General features: G+C 63.4%; 14 protein-coding genes and 2 pseudogenes. 10 read left to right on the top strand and 6 right to left on the bottom strand.

What is annotated here, in order from left to right:
• The first annotated feature begins 71 nt into the window (after positions 1 to 71).
• From ACX80H_RS00595 to ACX80H_RS00575, 5 genes and pseudogenes are all read left to right on the top strand, one after another.
• A complete protein-coding gene (locus ACX80H_RS00595) occupies positions 72 to 674 on the top strand; it encodes a TetR/AcrR family transcriptional regulator (RefSeq protein ID WP_459310499.1) in 603 nt (200 codons plus the stop codon).
• A gap of 341 nt (positions 675 to 1015) precedes the next feature.
• On the top strand, positions 1016 to 1969 hold the full coding sequence (locus ACX80H_RS00590) for a manganese catalase family protein (RefSeq protein WP_459310498.1): 954 nt from the start codon (positions 1016 to 1018) through the stop codon (positions 1967 to 1969).
• 244 nt (positions 1970 to 2213) lie between these two features.
• On the top strand, positions 2214 to 2384 hold the full coding sequence (locus ACX80H_RS00585; RefSeq protein ID WP_459310497.1) for a universal stress protein: 171 nt from the start codon (positions 2214 to 2216) through the stop codon (positions 2382 to 2384).
• Positions 2351 to 2755, top strand: a pseudogene (locus tag ACX80H_RS00580) (universal stress protein); the annotation flags it as partial. The gene ACX80H_RS00585 and the pseudogene ACX80H_RS00580, both read left to right, overlap by 34 nt.
• A gap of 23 nt (positions 2756 to 2778) precedes the next feature.
• A pseudogene (locus ACX80H_RS00575) lies at positions 2779 to 2886 on the top strand (LLM class flavin-dependent oxidoreductase); the annotation flags it as partial.
• A 563-nt stretch (positions 2887 to 3449) separates the two neighbouring features.
• Here the strand turns inward: ACX80H_RS00575 and ACX80H_RS00570 are convergent.
• The 6 genes from ACX80H_RS00570 to ACX80H_RS00545 all read right to left on the bottom strand — a co-directional run bounded on the left by ACX80H_RS00570 (position 3450) and on the right by ACX80H_RS00545 (position 12924).
• Positions 3450 to 4325 (bottom strand): aldo/keto reductase, encoded by an 876-nt coding sequence (locus tag ACX80H_RS00570; RefSeq protein ID WP_459310496.1) that lies wholly within the window; start codon positions 4323 to 4325, stop codon positions 3450 to 3452.
• Between the two features lie 320 nt (positions 4326 to 4645).
• Positions 4646 to 6586, bottom strand: coding sequence for a glycoside hydrolase family 13 protein (locus tag ACX80H_RS00565; protein WP_459310495.1), 1941 nt, complete (start codon positions 6584 to 6586; stop codon positions 4646 to 4648).
• The gene (locus ACX80H_RS00560) at positions 6586 to 7545 is read right to left on the bottom strand and encodes a sugar ABC transporter permease (RefSeq protein WP_459310494.1); all 960 of its coding nucleotides are present in this window, start codon (positions 7543 to 7545) and stop codon (positions 6586 to 6588) included. The genes ACX80H_RS00565 and ACX80H_RS00560 overlap by 1 nt, the downstream gene beginning before the upstream one ends.
• A 1-nt stretch (position 7546) precedes the next feature.
• Positions 7547 to 9163 (bottom strand): ABC transporter permease subunit, encoded by a 1617-nt coding sequence (locus ACX80H_RS00555; RefSeq protein WP_459310493.1) that lies wholly within the window; start codon positions 9161 to 9163, stop codon positions 7547 to 7549.
• Positions 9164 to 9284: 121 nt separating this feature from the next.
• Positions 9285 to 10589 carry a sugar ABC transporter substrate-binding protein gene (locus ACX80H_RS00550; RefSeq protein ID WP_459310492.1) on the bottom strand — a complete coding sequence of 435 codons (1305 nt, stop codon included), beginning with the start codon at positions 10587 to 10589 and terminating at the stop codon, positions 9285 to 9287.
• Between the two features lie 400 nt (positions 10590 to 10989).
• The gene (locus ACX80H_RS00545; RefSeq protein ID WP_459310491.1) at positions 10990 to 12924 is read right to left on the bottom strand and encodes a glycoside hydrolase family 13 protein; all 1935 of its coding nucleotides are present in this window, start codon (positions 12922 to 12924) and stop codon (positions 10990 to 10992) included.
• Between the two features lie 112 nt (positions 12925 to 13036).
• Here ACX80H_RS00545 and ACX80H_RS00540 point away from each other — a divergent pair, with 112 nt between their 5' ends.
• The 5 genes from ACX80H_RS00540 (at position 13037) to ACX80H_RS00520 (ending at position 18673) form a co-directional block, all read left to right on the top strand.
• Positions 13037 to 14782: a glycoside hydrolase family 13 protein gene (locus ACX80H_RS00540; protein WP_459313329.1), complete on the top strand. Its 1746-nt coding sequence runs from the start codon at positions 13037 to 13039 to the stop codon at positions 14780 to 14782.
• Between the two features lie 41 nt (positions 14783 to 14823).
• Positions 14824 to 15873, top strand: coding sequence for a LacI family DNA-binding transcriptional regulator (locus tag ACX80H_RS00535; RefSeq protein ID WP_459310490.1), 1050 nt, complete (start codon positions 14824 to 14826; stop codon positions 15871 to 15873).
• Between the two features lie 710 nt (positions 15874 to 16583).
• Positions 16584 to 16775 (top strand): helix-turn-helix transcriptional regulator, encoded by a 192-nt coding sequence (locus tag ACX80H_RS00530; protein ID WP_459310489.1) that lies wholly within the window; start codon positions 16584 to 16586, stop codon positions 16773 to 16775.
• Positions 16765 to 17190 carry a hypothetical protein gene (locus tag ACX80H_RS00525; protein ID WP_459310488.1) on the top strand — a complete coding sequence of 142 codons (426 nt, stop codon included), beginning with the start codon at positions 16765 to 16767 and terminating at the stop codon, positions 17188 to 17190. The genes ACX80H_RS00530 and ACX80H_RS00525 overlap by 11 nt, the downstream gene beginning before the upstream one ends.
• Positions 17191 to 17476: 286 nt before the next feature.
• On the top strand, positions 17477 to 18673 hold the full coding sequence (locus ACX80H_RS00520; RefSeq protein ID WP_459310487.1) for a low temperature requirement protein A: 1197 nt from the start codon (positions 17477 to 17479) through the stop codon (positions 18671 to 18673).
• Positions 18674 to 18680 lie beyond the last annotated feature (7 nt).

Raw genomic sequence — 18680 nt, 5'->3', positions numbered from 1 at the left:
GTAAAGTAGGCATACCGGTCTGTCTGCTTTGGATATGCTGGCAGATCTGGGTACCCGATTCAGGAGGACGCATGGATGATTCGAACGCGACACCACGTATCAGCGCACGGGAGCGCTTACTGGATGCGTCCTACCGCCTGTTCTTGAGCAGGGGCGTCAACGCAGTGGGCGTCAACGAGATTATCTTGGCCGCCGGAGTGGCGAAAGCGTCCTTCTACAGCAACTTCGCATCGAAGAACGACCTCATCCTCGCCTTTCTTGAGCGCCGCCGCAGCATCTTCACCATCGGCCACTTGACAGCCGAGGCTGAACGACGAGGTTCGGGCCCGGAGCAGCGTCTGCTAGCAATCTTCGACATCTTCGACGAGTGGTTCCAGGACGAGGACTTCACCGGCTGTCCCTACATACGCGCGCTGGTCGAGGCAGGTCCTGGTGATATCGTCGGCACCGCCAGCGCGGGATACCTTCAGGAGATGCGCGATCAGGTCCAAGAGGTAGCTGGACTCATGCATCTGACCGACGCGAAGGACTTCGCTGAGTGCTGGATGATCTTGCTGCAGGGTTCCGTCGTCGCCGCCCTCGGCACCGGTTACACCTCGCCCGGGCGGGTCCGTAAACTCGGCGAACTCCTCCTCAACAGTCACCGCGCGCAAAGTCCCAGACTGACGGTTTAGCGTCGCTGGAGCGCCATCCTGTGGGATTCACTCACTGGATCCTCAAGTGGGTGTCCGCCCTTCACCTCAACCCGGCCAGCTGCGGGGATCTCCTCAACGCCAGCGGCGGGCGAAACCAATCATCTGGAACTCATCATTGCGCCCCTCGTCTAAGGACGTCGCTCAACGAACGACCGTTCCTAAGAGGTCCTACCAGCGATGCACTCGTCTTCAGACCGTCCTCTCCCGTCAGGGTGGGTTTCGCAGTGATTTGCTGCTCTGCCCTTGTGGTGCACGGGTAGGCAGTGAAAGGGTGAAAGTAAGGCGGCTTACCTTCTTGCCGTCTGTTATGAGGAGGTTCCATGTTCTTCCACGTCCAGCAGCTCATCAACGAGATCATTCCCGACGAGCCGGATCCCGCCGCTGCCAACGCCCTGCAGGAAGGCCTCGGCGGTCAGTTCGGCGAGATGCGCACCATGATGCAGTACCTGTTCCAGAGCATGAACTTCCGCGGCGCCGCCGCCAAACCTTACCGCGACCTGATCCAGGGAATCGGCACCGAGGAAATCAGCCACGTCGAACTCATCGGCACCACCATCTCCCGCCTCCTCGACGGCTCGCCGCGCTACCAGGGCAAGCGTGACGACCCACTGGACACCCCCGGTGCCGGCGGAGCGATCCCTCTGAACCTCGCCCTGTCGCAGGGAAATATCCACCATTACCTCGTTGGGGCGCAGGGCGCCCTGCCCGTTGACTCCGCGGGCAACCCATGGAGCGGCAGTTACGTCTACAACTCCGGCAACCTGCCCCTGGACCTCCTGTACAACCTGATGCTCGAGGCCACAGGCCGACTGCAGAAGTGCCGCATGTACGAGATGACGGACAACAAAACAGCACGCTCCACGATCTCCTATCTGATCGTCCGCGACCAGGCGCACGAGAACGGTTACGCCAAGGCCCTCGAGACGCTCGGCGTGAACTGGAAGTCGCTGCTGCCGATTCCGAAGACCAACGCCGAGCAGTTCCCGGAGGTCAAGAAGCTCCTGGACCTCGGTCTGCAGAGCAAGCAGTACACTTTCGACCTCAAGGGACAGTCCGAGGCCGGCAAGATTTACCAGGGCCTGTCGCCCTCGAACGACGGGACCACCCTCGACGCCAGTGAACAGGCCCCCGAGGGCGTGCCGTCCCAGATCGCACCCGAGCGGCTGGAGGAGTTCGCACCCGGACTGGATCCCGATCTGCTTCAGCTGATCCAGGCCACGGCCGACATGGAGATGGCCGACATCGACGCGACCTTCGGTCCCATGTCCACGTAGTCCTCTGAAATGGAAGGGGCACCCGCTGCTGCGGGTGCCCCTTCCATTTCAGCACCGGCCGACCGGCGCCAACGATGTGGCCCTGTTCCACTCGACCCCGGACCCCGCCGATGACCGGGGCATGGACGGCTGGCCTGCTGTGATTCGAACAGGCAGGGTGCACAGTGGGGTACCTGGCTCTTATCGGACGCGGCACGTGAAATCTCACATGGGCGCTGCAGCCACCCGGCATAGGAGTACCAGCATGAACACCACCAGCACCCCAGCAAAACCCATCATCGTCGGATTCGACGGGTCGGAGGGATCCCAGCTGGCAGTGCGCTGGGCAGCCCGGCACGCCTCCGTGACCGGACACCCCCTGATCATCGTGCACTGCTCGGTGTGGCCGCTGCTCACGAACAACCTGGCCCGGTAACAGGCGTCAAGGACAGCGGACTGCAACACCACGCGGAAACAATAGCCACCGAAGGCCTTGAGCTCGCCTTCACCACAGCACCCGACATCGAAGCCAGCAAACGCCTTCTCACCGGCTTCCCAGCAGAGACCCTGACCAGACTTTCGGCAAACGCATCCCTGCTTGTCACCGGCACCCGCGGGCTGGGTGGTTTCGCAGGCCTCCTCGTAAAATCCGTCAGCCTGCACCTGGCGGCCAGCGCCTCCTGCGCCATCATGATCGTCCGCAACGACCAGCCCACCCACGAGATCATCCTCGCCGCCGTGGGCGGGTCTCCCGAGAGCGACCGCGCGGTCCTGGCAGCCGCACGCCTGGCCGCAAGGCTTCACCAGCCCCTTCATCTACTGCACGCCCCTTCCCCCTCTTCGGCTACGACCTCGCCGACTACGAAATCCTGTTCGAAGAGAAGATCGATTTGTTCGCTGAACTCCTCAAGGACGCACCCGTCACATGGTCCGGCACCAACTCATGCACGAACAGACGCAGCCCTAACCCCGATCCTGTTGACGCAGACCGCGACGAGCCGGGCTGAGGAAATATCCCATAAAGCGCAACTTTCTAGGGCAGTCAGGACCTTATGCCCACTGCCCCAGTTTCCCGGTACCACCGAGGAGGCCCTGTCCTACTTAGTCAGCTCGTCGCGGACCATCTCACACGACGGCGTGTTTAAGAATTGGTGAGATGAAGTCATTCGTCTTGCATCCCTTGGGATACAAGACACTCGGTCGAGACACTGCCGCTCCCCCGTCGTTACTGCTCCTCCTGTGTCTTGCTACCCCGACTTATAAGAGGGCGTGGTGTTTCGTGATGGTGAGGTTGGTTGGGAGACAGACGTGGGGAGCAGTCGACGCTAGGAGTGGCATGGAAAACCGGGCCGGGAGCTTCAACCTGGTATGGCCTAGGGACTGGTTATCCCACATGGTCTATCTCGCGGTGGGGGGATTGTTGAGGGACGTTTGGAGGGTCGTCGAAGCGCTGGTTCGGTGGTTCTCGGACCCCGGGAGGCTGGCTGGGCGGGTGTGGGTTCTAAATTTCTCCTGCCCATTCCCCGTCGTGGGGGGCGAAGGCTTGTTCCCATCGTTCACGCTCGGAGGCAGGCAGTGGACCTTTGTTGATTGCGGCGGCTGCGGCTGCGAGATTGCGTGTGTTGGATGTGCCGACGATGGCGGTACTGACTGCGGGGGCAAATGCCGAAAATCGTAGGGCGGTTCCGGCCCAGTCACCGTCGGTGGGGTGAAGGCCCATGTGTTGGAGGCGATCCCAATAGGTTTCCCCGTAGATTCCTGTAGGGCGATGTGTGTGGCGCCACGCGGCATTTACCAGGGGGCGTTTGGCGATCACTCCGAGATGGTGTTCCCGGGCGCGGGGAAGCGTGTGCCTCAGTGAGTGTTGATCTGCCAGATTCACCGAGGTTTGAAGGACACCGAAGACTCCGGCGTCCGCGGCCCATGCTAGTTCAGCGTTTTCGCCGCTGTAGCCTGGGACCCGGATTTTTCCGGCGTCGCGGGAGGCGAGCAGAGCGTCGATGACCTCTCCCTGCTGAAGGACAGGCAGGGGGCAGGAGTGTAGGAAGACGACATCGATCACATCGGTGTTGAGTACTTTCAGGGCACGATCGATGCCGCCTGTGACGGCTCCGGCGGTCCAGTCCTGGTGTCCTGGGACGTCGTAGCCGACCTTCGTGGAGAGGACGACGCGGTCGCGGTGCGGGGGCAGCCATCGTCCCAGTCGTTCTTCGGAGGCGCCATAGCCCCGGGCTGTATCGAAGAAGTTGATGCCCAGCCCAAGGGCTGTATCGAGCAGGTCCTGCGAGTCCTTCTCATTCAGGTCGGTGGTGTCGATATGGCCTGCGCCGAAACCAAGCGTAGAAACGCTCAGGGATGAGTTACCGAGCTGTCGCACAATTACCTACGGAACATACAAGGAGTGCTCGGGGGTCGGGGCGGTTTCTGGAGCACCGCTTTCGTGTTCGCTTCTGGAGCGCTTTTTTGGTGGTCAATTGGGGAACACGTCCTTTGATGGTGGAGCACGGGTGGTAGATGAGCGATTACGGGATGAGGGGCTCGGCGATGGACGCGACGCCGTGTTGGTTGCATGCCAGTCCTATGCGCAGCGCGTGATCGATAACGATGGGTTCGTCATGCAGGGGCCGTCCGCATTGCGGGCAGGTCCGTGGTTTTTCGCTTATCTTTTCCGTTGACATGAAGATCGTCCTTCTGTTGTCAGGGCGCCGTGGGAAGCCGGTAGATGTGGGCTGCCGGGCCGTCGGCTGGCAGCTGCACGGTGCCGGCGTCGACCGAGGTGGCGGGTTCCCCGAGGAGGGGAATCAGGTGGTCTACCGATTCGACGCCGAGGGCCTTCAGGGGCAGGGTCACGGGTGGGTGGTCCGCGCGGGCGGCGTGCACGAGGATGCGTTCGTCTGCGTGCTCGCGCAAGTACGTCATCGAGTCGTCGCCGATGTGCACCCAGCGCAGACCCCCGTGGCGTAGCGCGACGTGCTGGTGTCGCAGTGCGATCAGGGCCTGGTAGGCGTTCAGGGTTTGCCCGTCCCACTCTTCGCGGCGGTGCCAGGGGAAGGGCGTGCGTGAGTGCTCGCCGTCGACTCCGGTGAGGCCGATTTCGTCACCAGCGAAGATCGACGGGACGCCGGGCATCGTGAGTTGCAGCGCAAGCCCTACCAGGTGTTTCTCGCGGCCCCGCTCGGAGATGTTCCCGGAGCCGTCACCGCCGGTCGCTGTACGGAACCGTGGCAGGTCGTGGGAGTCGAGGTGGAGTGTGGATGCAGCCTGGGCCCGCCATGGCATCACGGCGTGCACTTCGCGCATCCCGGTGACGACGTCGATGCCACTGAGGACCGGTGACGCCGCTGGCTGGCCGAAGAACGGGCGGGTGGAGGTTTCGGCACCGCCCAGCCAGGTCCAGACGGGCCGGGTGAATCCCGCGTAGTCCATGGTGCCGTGCCAGCCACAGCCTTGGAGGTCCGGGCCGGCGTCGTGTCCGTGTTCGGCGAGCACCCACGCCTCTGGGCTGGTCTCGCGGGCTGTGGTGACTATGGTCCGGGCGACGTCGTGGGCGAGATCTTGCGCGCCGTGCCTGCCGGTCATGTTCGCCACGTCGATCCGCCACGCGTCGAGTCCTGCTGCGAGCCAGTGCGCCACGATGGAGTCGGGTCCCTCGTACATCTGCCGGCGCAGTGCGGCCGATGAGTGGTTGAGCTTGGGCAGTGACGGCAGGTTGAACCAGCTGGCGTACTGGTCGGGGTGCTTGTCGAAGAAGTAGTACGCGGCCTCGGGCGCTTCGGCGTTGGCTTGCGCGGTGAGGAACCACTCGTGGGAGTTACCGGTGTGGTTCGGTGTGAGGTCCCCCATGACCCGCAGGCCGCGTGCGTGTGCTTCCCGCACCAGGTCCGCGAAGGCCTCATCGCCACCGAGCAGCGGGTCGACGTGGTCTAACGTGGACGCGTCGTATCGGTGGTTGCTGTGCGCCGGGAAGAACGGCGTCAGGTACAGGACTGTGACCCCGAGTTCGACGAGGTGGTCGAGGTGCTCGACGATTCCGGGCAGGTCCCCGCCGAAGAACTGCAACGGGGTGTCCGGTCCCTGGTGGATGACCGCGTCGTCCCAGGCTGCGGGTTTTGCCCATGCCGGGAGGGTCCGGGTGTCGGCGGCGGCGGAGCGGCCGAACCGGTCCGGGAACACCTGGTAGACCACCGCGTCGGCGACCCAGTGGGGCACCGGCGGGTGCGCGACCGCCCGGAAGTCCGCGGTGTCCGTGACTTCCCGTCGGTGGACCCCGGTGGCGTTGAGCCAGGTGTACGCTCCGGCGAAGGACCCGGGCGGCCCGGTCAGCAGGAACCGGTACCGGGTGGTCGGGTTGACCACCCGCAGGGGTGCCTGCCACCACGTCCCGGATGCGTCGCTGGCCTCCGGTTCGGCGGCTTCCAGGTGCGGTTCGCCGTCGTGTACCGCACGTAGCGTGACCGCGGTGGCCCCCGGTGTCCCGTCGGCGCCGTGCGGCACGAAGAGGCGCACCGGGGCCACGTTTCCCAGGGTGGGCGCCTGCTCCGGGACATACGGTGCCGACCCGTCGTGGTGCGGATGGTGGAGCAGGTGGCGGGAGGAAGGGGTTTTCTGATCATCCGCGGGTGCTGCGGGAGCGTCCATCAGCCTTTCACCGAGCCTGCGGTGATGCCGCCGACGATGAATTTTTGCAGGTATTGGAACAACAGGATGACCGGGATGGAGGTGAGCACCGCTGCTGCGGCGAAGATGCCAAGGTTGTTGGTCCGGTCAGCGTCGAGGAGCCCGTACAACCCAACGGCGAGGGTCTTGACCTCATTGTCGCGCAGGAAGATCGACGCGAGGATGAACTCGCCGAGGACACTGATAAATGCGAGTAGCCCGGTTACTGCGAGGATCGGGGTGACCAGCGGCAGGATGATTTTGAAGTACAGCTGGGTGTGCGTGGCCCCGTCCATGAGAGCAGCTTCGTCAAGTTCGCGTGGAATCGAGTCGAAGAAACCCTTGATCAGCCAGACCTGACCCAGTGCACCTCCCAGGAGCACGATGATGTACCCGGCGAGTGTGTCCAGGCCGATGGCCGGCATTACTTCGCCGATCTGTGTGAACAGCAGAAACAGCGCTGCGGCCGCAAGGAACTGAGGGAACATCTGGATCAGCAGCAGCGTGAGCAGGCTGCCCCGACGGCCTTTGAAGCGAAAGCGGGAGAATGCGTAGGCCGCCAGCGCGCTGCAGAATATCGAGGCGACGACGACGGCGACCGCCACGATCAGGGTGTTGAGGAACCATCGTGCAAAGGGTTGCTCCGGGTTGGAGAAGAGGGCGCCGTAGTTCTCCAGGCTGAAAGTTTGCGGGAGTATGGACGTCCCGGACACGCTGCCGACAGGGTTCAAGGACGCCGAGAGAATGTACAGGATTGGGATGACGGCGTACACGATGGCGATGATGCCGACGAGGTGGCGCCACCCTACTTCCTGGAACCATCGACCGCGGCGGACCTTGTTCGTCGCGGGCGAGCTCTCGAACGGCTTGCCGCGTTGGGCGGGATCAGTGAGAGCGGCAGGGGATGTCACCTGACCGGCCTGTGGATTTACTTGTGTCATGTCAGCCAACCTCCTCGAGTGCCCGGGTGGCACGGAATTGAAGTGCGGCGAGGACGCCGGTGATAATGAACAGGATCACCGAGATCGCCGATGCGAAGCCGATCTGCTGGGCGCCGCCCCCGAATGCCAGGCGGTAGGTGTAACTGATCAGGATGTCCGTGCCACCGGCGGTCGGGTTGTCGGGGCTGAACGGCCCGCCCTCGGTGAGTAGATAGATCGCGCCAAAGTTATTGAAGTTGAAGGCGAAGGCGGACACCAGAAGAGGCGCGATCGCAACCAACAGCAGTGGGAAGGTGATCTTGCTGAAATTCGTCCACCCGGTGGCCCCGTCGAGTGACGCGGCTTCCTTGTAGTCGGATGGGATGGCCTGCAACGCACCCGTGCAGACCAGGAACATGTACGGAAAGCCCAGCCAGAGGTTAGCCAGCAACACGGCGATTTTCGCCCAGAACGGGCTGCCGAACCAGTTGATGTCGAGGTTCAGCAGGTTGTTGATCAGGCCGAACTCGGAATTGAAGAAACTCGACCAGACCAGCAGGGCGATGAACCCCGGGATGGCGTACGGCAGGAGCAGGATCGACCGGTACGCCCGCTGACCGCGCACCCGGGGGTCATTGAGAACTGTGGCCAGGAACAGGCCCAGCGCGAAGGTCGTGCCCACGGACAGGACGGCGAACACGAGGGTCCAAATGAAGATGCCGACGAAGTCACTGCTGATCCGCGGGTCGGTGAACGCCCGCACGTAGTTGCCCACGCCGACGTTCTCGCCCCAGGACTGGTCGGACAGGCGTTCGCCCTCGGCGCTGGTGAAGAACTTCCGGTCGCCGGACTGGACGGGCGTGTACTCCACACCGGTGTCGACGTTGGTGATCGTGTCGGTGGCCTCGTCGTACTCCAGCGGTGAGAACAGTTCGACGGCGCTGAACCCCTGAGCGGTGATGACACCGTCCTCTGTCGGTACGGCGAACCCCTCGAGGTCCCCGCCCGGCTGGCTGAACTCGTTGATCTGGCGGCGGTCCAGCAGGGTGAATCCTTCCGCCGCGGTGATGACACCGTCTTCCACCGTGACTGTGTTCGGGTCCAGCTCGCTGAGCCCGTCCGGTGTACCGGCGAAGACATCATTAGTTGCGGCATCCACGAGGAGGAACGTGTAAGGGCCGGAGGTCGCCGTGCCTTCGCTGCCGACCGAGAGCCCGAAGGTCCTGGCACCTTGGACCTGCTGCGCGGCGTTCCCGATGATGCGCGAAACTGTCACTTCTTTTGTGGTTCGCGTTCCGTCCCCGTAGTTCGTCGTGGAAAGTTGGAAGGTCATAAGGATCGGGTACACCACGAACAACACGAGCAGGAGCGTGCCTGGGACGAGGTACTTGGCCGGCACGAAGCGGCGGCTTGCATACGTCACGGCGAGTACGGCGACAACACCCCAAATGGCAGCCAGGAAACCCCACTGCCGGGTGCTGACCAGAGCCGGGGTCAGCATGACTGCCAACCCGATGATCGTGCCGAGAGCGACGATCTTGATCAGCAGGCCGATAACACTGCTGGACCTTTCTTTCTTGTTGCCGGGGTCATCCCGTTGTGTCTTCTTCTCAGCCCTGCTTGTTAGACGCTGGTCCACGCCGTCACGCTCCAAAAGTCGCTTGAGAAACCTCTATGGGTTGTTTGTGTAGGGGGCGCTGATGGTCCCCGGGCACCCAGGGGCCGCGCCGGTCGGCCCGGCACCTGGGTGTGAAGTGGCGTCACTGGCCAGCGATGGCCTGTGCGATCGTTTCGTGGGTCTGGTTCATCGTTTCGGTCGGGTCAGCGCCGCCTACGATCGCAGACCATGCCTGCCCGAGCGGGGCGAAAACTTCCGCCATGGCGGGCAGCGCCGGCATCGGGGCACCCTGGTCGGCTGCGGTGGCGAATGTCAGCACGTCCTCGTCCGTCACTGCTTCACGCACCGACACCATGGCAGGCGGCTGGTTGCTCGCCTCGAACAAGGTCTGCATGGCTTCTTCGTTGTTGACGCCGTTGGCGACGAATTCCTGTGCGAAGGCCTTGTTCTTACCGTTGGAAGCGACCATGAAACCCTGGCTGCCCATGAACGGCTGGGTCGGCTGCATGCCCTCGAAACCCGGGACGGGCTGGATCGAGTAATTTTCCCCCAGCGCTTCCTTGACGTCCGGCAGCGCCCACGGACCCGACACCATGCAGCCTGCTCGGCCCTCGGTGAACAGCGAAAGGTAGTTGTCACTGCTGATCGACCGTCGGATCGTGTCGGCACCGCCTTCGCCCAGCGAAGCGATCTTCTCGGCTGCGGCGATGGATTCGGGCTTGTTCAGCCCGAGATCGGTTGGGTCGTAGTTGCCCTCCGCATCACGGCCGAAGACGTATCCGCCTGCGGAGGTGAACAGTGGCTGCATGTGATACGCGTCGCCCAACTCGCCCTGCTGCAGGATGAGCGGAACATCCAGGGTGCCGGCATCCACGGCTGGCTGCCCGGCCGCGATGACGTCCTCGATCGAGGCGTAGGTGTCCGGGGCGTACTCCGTGTTGCAGTAGAGAGCTACTGATTCGACCATGTACGGCAGGGCGTAGAGCTGGTTTTCGTAGGTGGAGGCGTCAACCGCCGTCTCGGAGTACCCGGCGAGGTCATCCGGTGAGAGCTGCAGCGGGTCGACGGCACCGTTCTGTACAAGCTGCCCGATCCAGTCGTGGGCACCGGCGACCACATCGGGCCCGTTCCCCGCCGAGTTCGCCGTGATGAACTCCTGCCGCGGATTGACGATTCCCTGGACGCCGACCGTGATGCCATTCTCCTCGGCGAAGGCATCAGCGATTTTCTGGATGTACTCGACCCGGGGCGGCTCGGCCCAGATGATGAGGTCTTCGTCGCCTCGAACAGCGGGTGCGGCGCTTTCTCCTGTTGACGGTGCTGCCTCCGTCGACTCGGCCGGAGCTGCTTCAGTACCGCCACCACCGGTGCATCCGGTGAGGAGGAAGGAAAGGCTGGCAACGACGGCGAAGGACTGGACAGTAGCGCGCGTAGTTCTGTTGCGCATGGTGCTCCTCAAGCGTGAATCGGTTGGCGCGGGCCCCGATTATGGCGAGAGCGCTGCGCTGCGGACACGTCGACAGTAGCGCGCAGAGAACCGAAATGGAAGCGCTTACAAAAATTTGCTTATCAAGAGTTGGTTTCGACCCCTATCGAGGGTCGTGGAGGGGTTAACTCGCGGGACTCGTCGACAGCGTCGCTCCCAAATTGCCTCGAGGCAAAGGTCGGGTTGGGCCTGGCCCGGCAGGCGCGACAGGAAGGGGGTGCGTGCGCCGGAGGTCGTTGCTCAGCAGCTACCAGCGCATACTTCGCGTCCGCCCTGAGGCGGAGGAGTGGCCTTTGATGGTGCCCACCTCGGCAACCCTGATTTCACGCTGGCATTCGATAGGGCGTTGATGGGCATTGGGTTATGAGCTGCTGATCCACATCGAGAAGGCTGGACCGTGAGCGGGGAGCGTGAAGGTGCCGTCGGCGTCGGCGTGGAGGTTGGGCGTGCCGGCGAGGCCGGTCAGGTTCCGCCCGAGGACTGCACTGGATAGCCTGACGGGCGTGTGAGCGGCGCGGGCGGCGTGGATCAGTACGCTTTCGCCCGGCGCCTCACGCAGGAAGGTGACGGCGTCGTTGCTGAATCCGAGCCAGCGGAGGCCTCCGTGGCGCAACGCCACCCTGTCGGCGCGGGCGTTGAACAGGGCCCGAGTGGTGGCAAGGCGCGCCGTGTCCCACTGGGTGGGTTCATGCCAGGGGAATGGGCGGCGCCCGTCCTCTCCATTGAAACCTTCCAGGCCGATTTCGTCGCCAGCCCAAAGCATGGGAATACCGGGCATGGAGGCCAGGAGCCCGAACGCGACGGTGATCAAGTCCTCGTTCCGGTCCAAGTATTCGGCGATCCTCGGCACGTCGTGTGAACCGATCAGGGTGAGCGCGTGCGCTGTCGCACGCCAGGGACGTGCCGCGCTGAAGCTGCGCATCGTTGGGACCATGGATGTCGCGCCGAAGGTGGGCATGGGTGTGAAGGGCCCTGACTCGAAGCGCACCGGCTGCGGTCGTCTGAGCCATTGCCACAGGGGGCGGGAAAAACCGGCGTAGTCCATGACGCCGTGCCAGCCGTCGCCGAGCATGTCGCCGGAGGCGTCGTGGGAGTGTTCTGCCAGGAGCAGCGATTCGGGGTTTGCTTCGGCCATGGTTGCGCGGAGTGTGGTCGCAACCATGTGGTTGAGGTCCGTGGTGCCGAGCCGGCCGGTCATGTTCGCGACGTCGATGCGCCACCCGTCGAGAGCATGTTCACCGATCCATTTCGCCACGGTGGAGTCAGGCCCTTCGTACAGGGCTCGTCGCAGCGCTTGGCTACTGTGGTCGAACTTGGGCAGCGAGGGATGCCCGAACCAGCACACGTACTGGTCGGGGTGATGGGTGAAGGTGAAGTAACCGGCTTCGGGTGAGTCCGCGTCGGCGATGGCTTGCTGGAACCACTCGTGTGCCGCGCCGCAGTGGTTCGTTGTCAGGTCACCCATGATGCGCATGCCGCGTGCATGAACCGCCTCCGTGAGCCGGACTAGGGCCGCGTTTCCGCCGAGCAATGGGTCGACTTCGTCGAATGTGGAGGCGTCGTAGCGGTGGTTGGACCGCGCGGGGAAGATCGGCGTCAGGTAGACGGTGTTCGCTCCTGTCGAAGCGATGTGGTCTAGATGGGCGGTGATGCCGTCGAGGTCTCCCCCGTAGTACTGGAACGGGGTTTCCGGGCCGGAGCCGATCACCGGGTCGTCCCACTGCTGGGGGATCGCCCATTCCGGCGCGGGGCGTTCGACGGACTTGGCGAATCTGTCCGGGAAGATCTGGTAGAGGACGGCGTCGGCTGCCCATGCCGGTGGGGCTGGGTGGGTTGTGATTCGGAAGTCAGCGGCGTCGGTGACGTCTCGGGCGTGGATCCCCTCCCCGTTCAACCACTGGTAGCCCCCCGGTATCCCGTCGAGCAGCCACCGGTAATTCACTACTGGATTCTCGACCCGAAACTGGCCCCGCAGCCATACCTCGTGCTCAGTCTCCCGATCGATCGTCGTCTCCGTCAGGGCCTGCTCGCCATCAATGTAGGTGCGCAGCATCGCCCGGGTCACTCCGCTAGCCCGTGGTACCCGCAGGAACACCGACACCGTGTCACCGATACCCGGAGCGAGGTTGGAGACGTACAGCGCGGATCCGTCATGGTGAGGCACCATCGATAGGTCGGTGAAACCGGCGCCTTCGAGCGACCCAGCCCCCCCGCCGCGCTGGGCGTCCCACTGGCCCCGGGCTGTCTCCCGAAGCTCACCAGCGATTTTTGGTCCAGGTGTGGATTTGTTGGTCATCCCTTGCGCCTTCCTCGAACACCACGCGCTGCGCCTGTGGCATCGACTGGTAATCACTTGTCCCGGTTGGAAGCGGTTCCACTATAGGGCTGTTTTCGGTACACTTGCCACCATGTCGAAGGTTGCCGCTACCGCCCTGCACGAACCCGTCCGCTCTGCTCTAGTCCACTTGTCGAACGAGGAGTCGCGTCGCAGTGATGAATGGTGGCGGTCTTCTGTGATCTACCAGATCTACCCCCGCTCGTTCCGCGATGCGAATAACGACGGGGAAGGAGACCTCCAGGGAATCACGGCAGAACTGGCGAGCATCCAGGACCTCGACGTCGACGCGATCTGGCTGTCGCCCTTCTATCCATCGCCGCAGCGCGACGGCGGATACGACGTCAGCGACTACCGCGACGTCGATCCCATGTTCGGCACGCTCGATGACTTCGACACCCTGATCGCCCGAGCCCGTGAAGTCGGTCTCCGCGTCATCGTCGATCTGGTCCCCAATCACTGCTCTTCTGAACACGCGCTGTTCCGTACCGCCCTCGCCGCCGAACCGGGAAGCGCCGAGCGGGATGTGTTCATCTTCCGCGACGGCAAGGGAGACTCTGGTGAATTACCGCCGAACAACTGGCAGTCGCATTTCGGCGGTTCCGCCTGGACACGGGTCATCGAGCCCGATGGCAGTCCGGGCCAGTGGTACCTACACCTTTTCGACTCTTCGCAACCTGACTTCAACTGGCACTCCCCCGTCGTACAGGAGGAATTCGAACAAACGCTCCGGTTCTGGCTTGACCGCGGTGTCGCCGGATTCCGGGTCGATGTGGCTCATGCGCTGGTGAAGCATCCGGACCTGCCGGACTGGGGCGGACGAGCTGATGGCGGAAGCATTGAAGGGTTTCCCGGGCACGAGGCGCCCATGTTCGGGCAGCCCGAGCTGCACGACATCTACCGACGTTGGAACGCAATTCTGCGCGAATATGACGGAGAACGCGTGCTGTGCGCCGAAGCGTCGATCTCCCCGGTGGAACGACTTGTGGAGTGGGTCCGTCCTGACCAGATGCAGCAGGCTTTCAACTTCAACTTCCTCGGCACGAGATGGGAGCCAGAACCGCTTCGGTCGGTGATCGAGTCCTCACTGCGGGGCTTCGATGCCGTCGATGCGCCTACCACCTGGGTTCTCTCCAATCACGACGTCGTGCGGCATGCGACTCGGTTCGGTTACCCCAACGGAGGGCAGCCCGAGGGCATTCGAGAAGGCGACGGAATCGGCCCCGACGATGCCCAACCCGACACCCAACGGGGTCTTGTCATGGCTCGCGCTGCAGCGATGCTCATGCTCGCCCTCCCCGGCGGAGCCTACCTCTACCAGGGCGAAGAATTAGGCCTTCCCGACCACACGGAACTTCCCGAGGACGTGCGGCAGGACCCGACCTTTGGTCGAACGTCCGGCGCGCGTCTTGGCCGGGATGGGTGCCGGATCCCCCTCCCATGGACGCAGGATGGCCCCACTGCCGGTTTCAACGACACCGGCGTCTCGTGGCTTCCGCAACCGGCGAAGTGGAGCGACTACGCCCGCTCTGCGCAACAGGGCGATCCTCGCTCAACCCTGTCCCTCTACCGTGCAGCACTCGATCAAAGAAAAGCCCTTCGGCTGGGCTCCGGATCCTTCTCCTGGCACGACGGCTTCGACGATGACGTCATCGCGTTCGTGAATCGTGACGTACTGGTGCTTCTGAACCTTGGAACCCAGGACGTTCCTCTTCCCCCGTTCGACGTGATCCTCGACAGTATCGACGTCACCGAGAGCACGTCCCGGACGAGCCATATACTGGTCCACGAGCAGTGCGTTTGGCTGCGATTCAAGTGAGTCCACGTCGCGGTCGCGGGCAGTGACGACCGGGAGGGAACGTGGCCGTACTGGGCATCAAGGATGTGGCACTCGCCGCCGGCGTCTCGCAGGCGACTGCGTCGCGTGCACTGAGCGGACGCGGAAGCGTGTCCGAAAAGACCCGCGTCCGGGTCCGGGCCGCAGCCGCCGACCTCGGTTTCCAGGTCTCCTACCACGCGTCCAGTCTCGCCACGGGCCGCAGCCGCAACATCGGTGTCGTCCTTCCCTACGTGAACCGCTGGTACTTCTCGACCGTTCTCGAAGGTCTCACGCGTCAACTCATCGATGCCGGCTACGACCTCACCCTGTACGACTTCCAGGGTGATCGGCACCGCCAAAGCGTCCTGAATGATTTCCTCTTGAGGAAACGGCTCGACGGTGTGATCACGGTCGGCCTTCGGCTCACCGACGACGACGCCACTAGACTCCTCTCACTGGGTATTCCTGTCGTCAGTATCGGCGGCGCGCTTCCTGGCATGGCTTCGTTGACCGTCGACGAACACGCCATCGGGCGCCTCGCAACAGAGCACCTCATCAGTCTCGGCCACACCCGGATTGCACACATCGGCGGTGAGCAGGAGTCCAATCTCTACTTCCATATCTCGCGATCCCGGCGAGAGGGTTACCGCACGGCGATGGAAGCAGCCGGTCTCGAGCAACGAGCCGCATGGTCGGTCATCAGCGACTACACCGCGAACAGCGCATACACGGTGGCGAAGTCCCTGCTCGCCGACCCGCACAACCGTCCGACCGCGATCTGCTGCGCCTCCGACGAGATGGCCATCGGCGTGATCCTCGCAGCTCGTGACCTCGGGCTCCACGTCCCCGAACAGCTGTCCGTCATCGGCGTCGACAAACACCCACTCGGCCTGATTTTCGGACTGACCACCATCGACCAGTTCGTCCAGGAACAAGGGACGCGAGCAGCACAAGTTCTCCTCGATGAACTCGCCGAGCCACAACCAGGCGGTAGCGGCTCGCCACCTGAGCTAACCGAGCTCCCTATCGGCATCGTGGTTCGGTCGTCTACCGCAGCCCCCACCACGGACCCGAACTCCACCTTCCACTGAACCTCCACGCCTGCAAACCGTCTCGGACGCAGCGGTGCTCTTGCGCGCGGGCGCACACTCACGGCATAACGCCCTCCCCGGAGGCGCCAAGGTATCTACGCCGCTCCGCATCAGGAGCACTATTAGATAGTCGAGTGAATTGCGTGACCCTGAAAGAGGGCAAGTTATGTTCAAGGCTCTGTTGTGCAAGCTGAACATCAGCCACAGGTGGCACCTCGAACACACTGAAGACGGGAGCCTCTATAGACGATGCCTGCGTTGCGGCAAAGATGACAACAGGGGTGGCCGCGGCGGGACCGGTCACCCGAGTCCCTGGTGGGCAGGACCAGGCCCAGGAGGGCCGATGTGATACTTTCACCAGCGGCGGACGCACGCCGAACGGCTGCTCGCCCAAACCAGGGAGACGCACTCTGCAAAACGCGTCGCGCCAAGATTGCCCATGCCGTCTCGAAAACCTAAAGCTTTACAAGGCACTGAGACGAGCCGAGTCACGAGCAGCCACTCCCCCAAGGTGCTTGGCCTGGTCTTGTGTCGAAAACCTGTCCCAACGCATCTCGTCTCGAAAGTACTCGTCTCGGACCTTTCTGAGCCTAGCTACCCGTGTTAGGCCGCTTCCGCCCCGCGCAACGACTGAAGGATCAGGGTGATTGACAACCACCTGCACGTAAAGGACCCTTGCCAGGACAAGCGTCTTTTACATGAGGGGTGGCGTGCAGAACAACATCCGCGATCTTCGCGCCAAGACCGGCATGTCCCAGCGGGAGCTAGCCGAGATCCTCGAGGTTTCCAGGCAGACCGTCAACTCGATCGAGACGGGTCGCTACGATCCGTCCCTGCCCCTGGCGATCGCCATCGCCCGCTACTTCCACCGCCCACTAGAGGAGATATTCCATGCAGACTGACAAGCGTGCTCACCGCAACATAGTGGCCCTCGGGATCCTGGGAGTGATCCTCGGCCTGGTAACCATCACCGTGGTGCTACTCCGCGAGCACGCCCCGGGCGCCATGATCCCCGGGTTCGTGGTCGGACTCGGAATCGGCATCGCCGCAGCCCTGATCATGGCATGGCGAGTACTTCGCCGGCCGGAACGTGCCACGACCTTCGAACGGGCGTGGACCCAAACCGGAGACGAACGCGAGGACACACTCCTCACCCGCGCGTTAGCTGTCGTCGGCCTGGTGTCCCTCCCGCTGATCGGCATCGCCACGCTCGCCATCGGATTCGGCGCCGAACCACCGATGATCATGACTCTGCTCATGGGGACCCTGTTCATTACCGGCGCCGGTTCCTTCGCCGTCATCAACCACCGAAGCTGACCAACGAATATCCGCCCACGTGTCTTTGACCGACACAGGGCCGCACTGCACCAATCGTCAACAGTAAAACCCACAGGATCGGTTGCCAGACACCCGGACGAGAGACCACTACTCCCCCGCCACTACTGGTCCTTTCCTGTCTTACTACCCTGTCTCGTGAGAGTGGGCGGTGTTTTATGACGGAGAAGTGAGTTGCGAGACAGTTTGCAGGGCGAAACCGACCCCCTTGAGACGTTGCGAGAGCGGGTACCGGGTTGGGCGCCTGATGACATTTATCCTTGGTGCTATGCCACAGCCAAGGAAAGCTCTCTCTGCCGCCCGGGTGTCCGACGAATCACACCGGGTCACCACTTTCGAGCTCTTCTTCGATCTGGTCTTCGTCTTCGCCTTCACGCAGGTCACCGGTTTCATGGCGCACGAGCACTCGTTCTTCGGAGTCCTGCAAGGCATGATCATCCTGACCCTGCTGTGGTGGTCCTGGGTTTCCTTCTCGTGGCTTTCGAACCAGACCCACGTCGATGAGGGGATCATGCGGTTCGGCCTGTCCGCCGTCATGGTCGCCATGTTCATCGCGTCCCTCGCAATCCCCGAGGCCTTCCATGACCTCGACGGTGGTCTCAGCGGACCCCTCGTGCTGGCCTTGGCGTACGTCGTCGTCCGCGTGCTGCACGTGACCCTCTACGCCTACGCGGCGGGCGATGATCATCCGCTCCGCCGACAAGTCGCCAAGACTGCCGGCGGAATGATCCTCGGCTCAGTGCTCATCCTGACCGGCGCCCTCGTGGGTGGAGCGGCGCAGACCTGGTTCTGGCTGGCCGGAGTCGGCGTCGATGCGGGGATCACCTACCTCACGTCCACCAAGGGCGACTGGCGCGTCCACTCAGCCGCCCACTGGACGGAACGGTACGGCCTCGTCGTCATCCTGGCGCTTGGCGAATCGATCGTCGCGATCGGAGTGGGGGCCTCACAGGAACCGGTGAGCATTGCCATTCTGGCCGGCGCAGTGCTCGGGGTGGCCCTATCGATCTGTCTCTGGTGGCTGCACTTCGACGTCACAGCCATCGCCGCCGAGCACCGATTCGCCGCCCTGCGCGGAGCTGAACGGTCCTCAGCCGCAGTCGATGCCTACACCTACCTCCATCTGCCCCTCGTAGCCGGAATCGTCCTCACCGCCCTTGGGGTAGAGGATGTCCTCGCCCATGTATACGAGACCGAGAACTTCGGTGCGCTCGGCAGCTTCGCCCTCTTCGGGGGCGCAGCCCTCTACCTGCTCGGCAGTGCAGCGTTCTGGCGACGCGTAGGCGGTGGCTGGAAGAAATGGCGCCTGGGTGGGGCGGTAATCCTCCTGCTACTCATACCAGCGGCCTCACCATTGGCCCCGCTAGCGGCACTGGCCCTGGTGACGACGGTGGCCGGACTGCTCGTCGCCGCGGAAAGCACCCTGTACGCAGAATCGCGGTCCAGCATCCGAGCCCAGCACTGACGAGAAC

It is taken from the genome of Arthrobacter pasteuri (assembly GCF_054510955.1).
The sequence above is the reverse complement of the archived record's forward strand: the minus strand, read 5'-3'. Positions and strand labels throughout refer to the sequence as shown.

Bases quoted from the DNA above. Each gene is read 5' to 3' on its own strand.
- ACX80H_RS00525 (WP_459310488.1), top strand. From the start codon at position 16,765: ATGCAGACTGACAAGCGTGCTCACCGCAACATAGTGGCCCTCGGGATC.
- ACX80H_RS00590 (WP_459310498.1), top strand. From the start codon at position 1,016: ATGTTCTTCCACGTCCAGCAGCTCATCAACGAGATCATTCCCGACGAG.
- ACX80H_RS00520 (WP_459310487.1), top strand. From the start codon at position 17,477: ATGCCACAGCCAAGGAAAGCTCTCTCTGCCGCCCGGGTGTCCGACGAA.
- ACX80H_RS00595 (WP_459310499.1), top strand. From the start codon at position 72: ATGGATGATTCGAACGCGACACCACGTATCAGCGCACGGGAGCGCTTA.
- ACX80H_RS00545 (WP_459310491.1), bottom strand. From the start codon at position 12,924: ATGACCAACAAATCCACACCTGGACCAAAAATCGCTGGTGAGCTTCGG.
- ACX80H_RS00540 (WP_459313329.1), top strand. From the start codon at position 13,037: ATGTCGAAGGTTGCCGCTACCGCCCTGCACGAACCCGTCCGCTCTGCT.
- ACX80H_RS00585 (WP_459310497.1), top strand. From the start codon at position 2,214: ATGAACACCACCAGCACCCCAGCAAAACCCATCATCGTCGGATTCGAC.
- ACX80H_RS00550 (WP_459310492.1), bottom strand. From the start codon at position 10,589: ATGCGCAACAGAACTACGCGCGCTACTGTCCAGTCCTTCGCCGTCGTT.
- ACX80H_RS00565 (WP_459310495.1), bottom strand. From the start codon at position 6,586: ATGGACGCTCCCGCAGCACCCGCGGATGATCAGAAAACCCCTTCCTCC.
- ACX80H_RS00560 (WP_459310494.1), bottom strand. From the start codon at position 7,545: ATGACACAAGTAAATCCACAGGCCGGTCAGGTGACATCCCCTGCCGCT.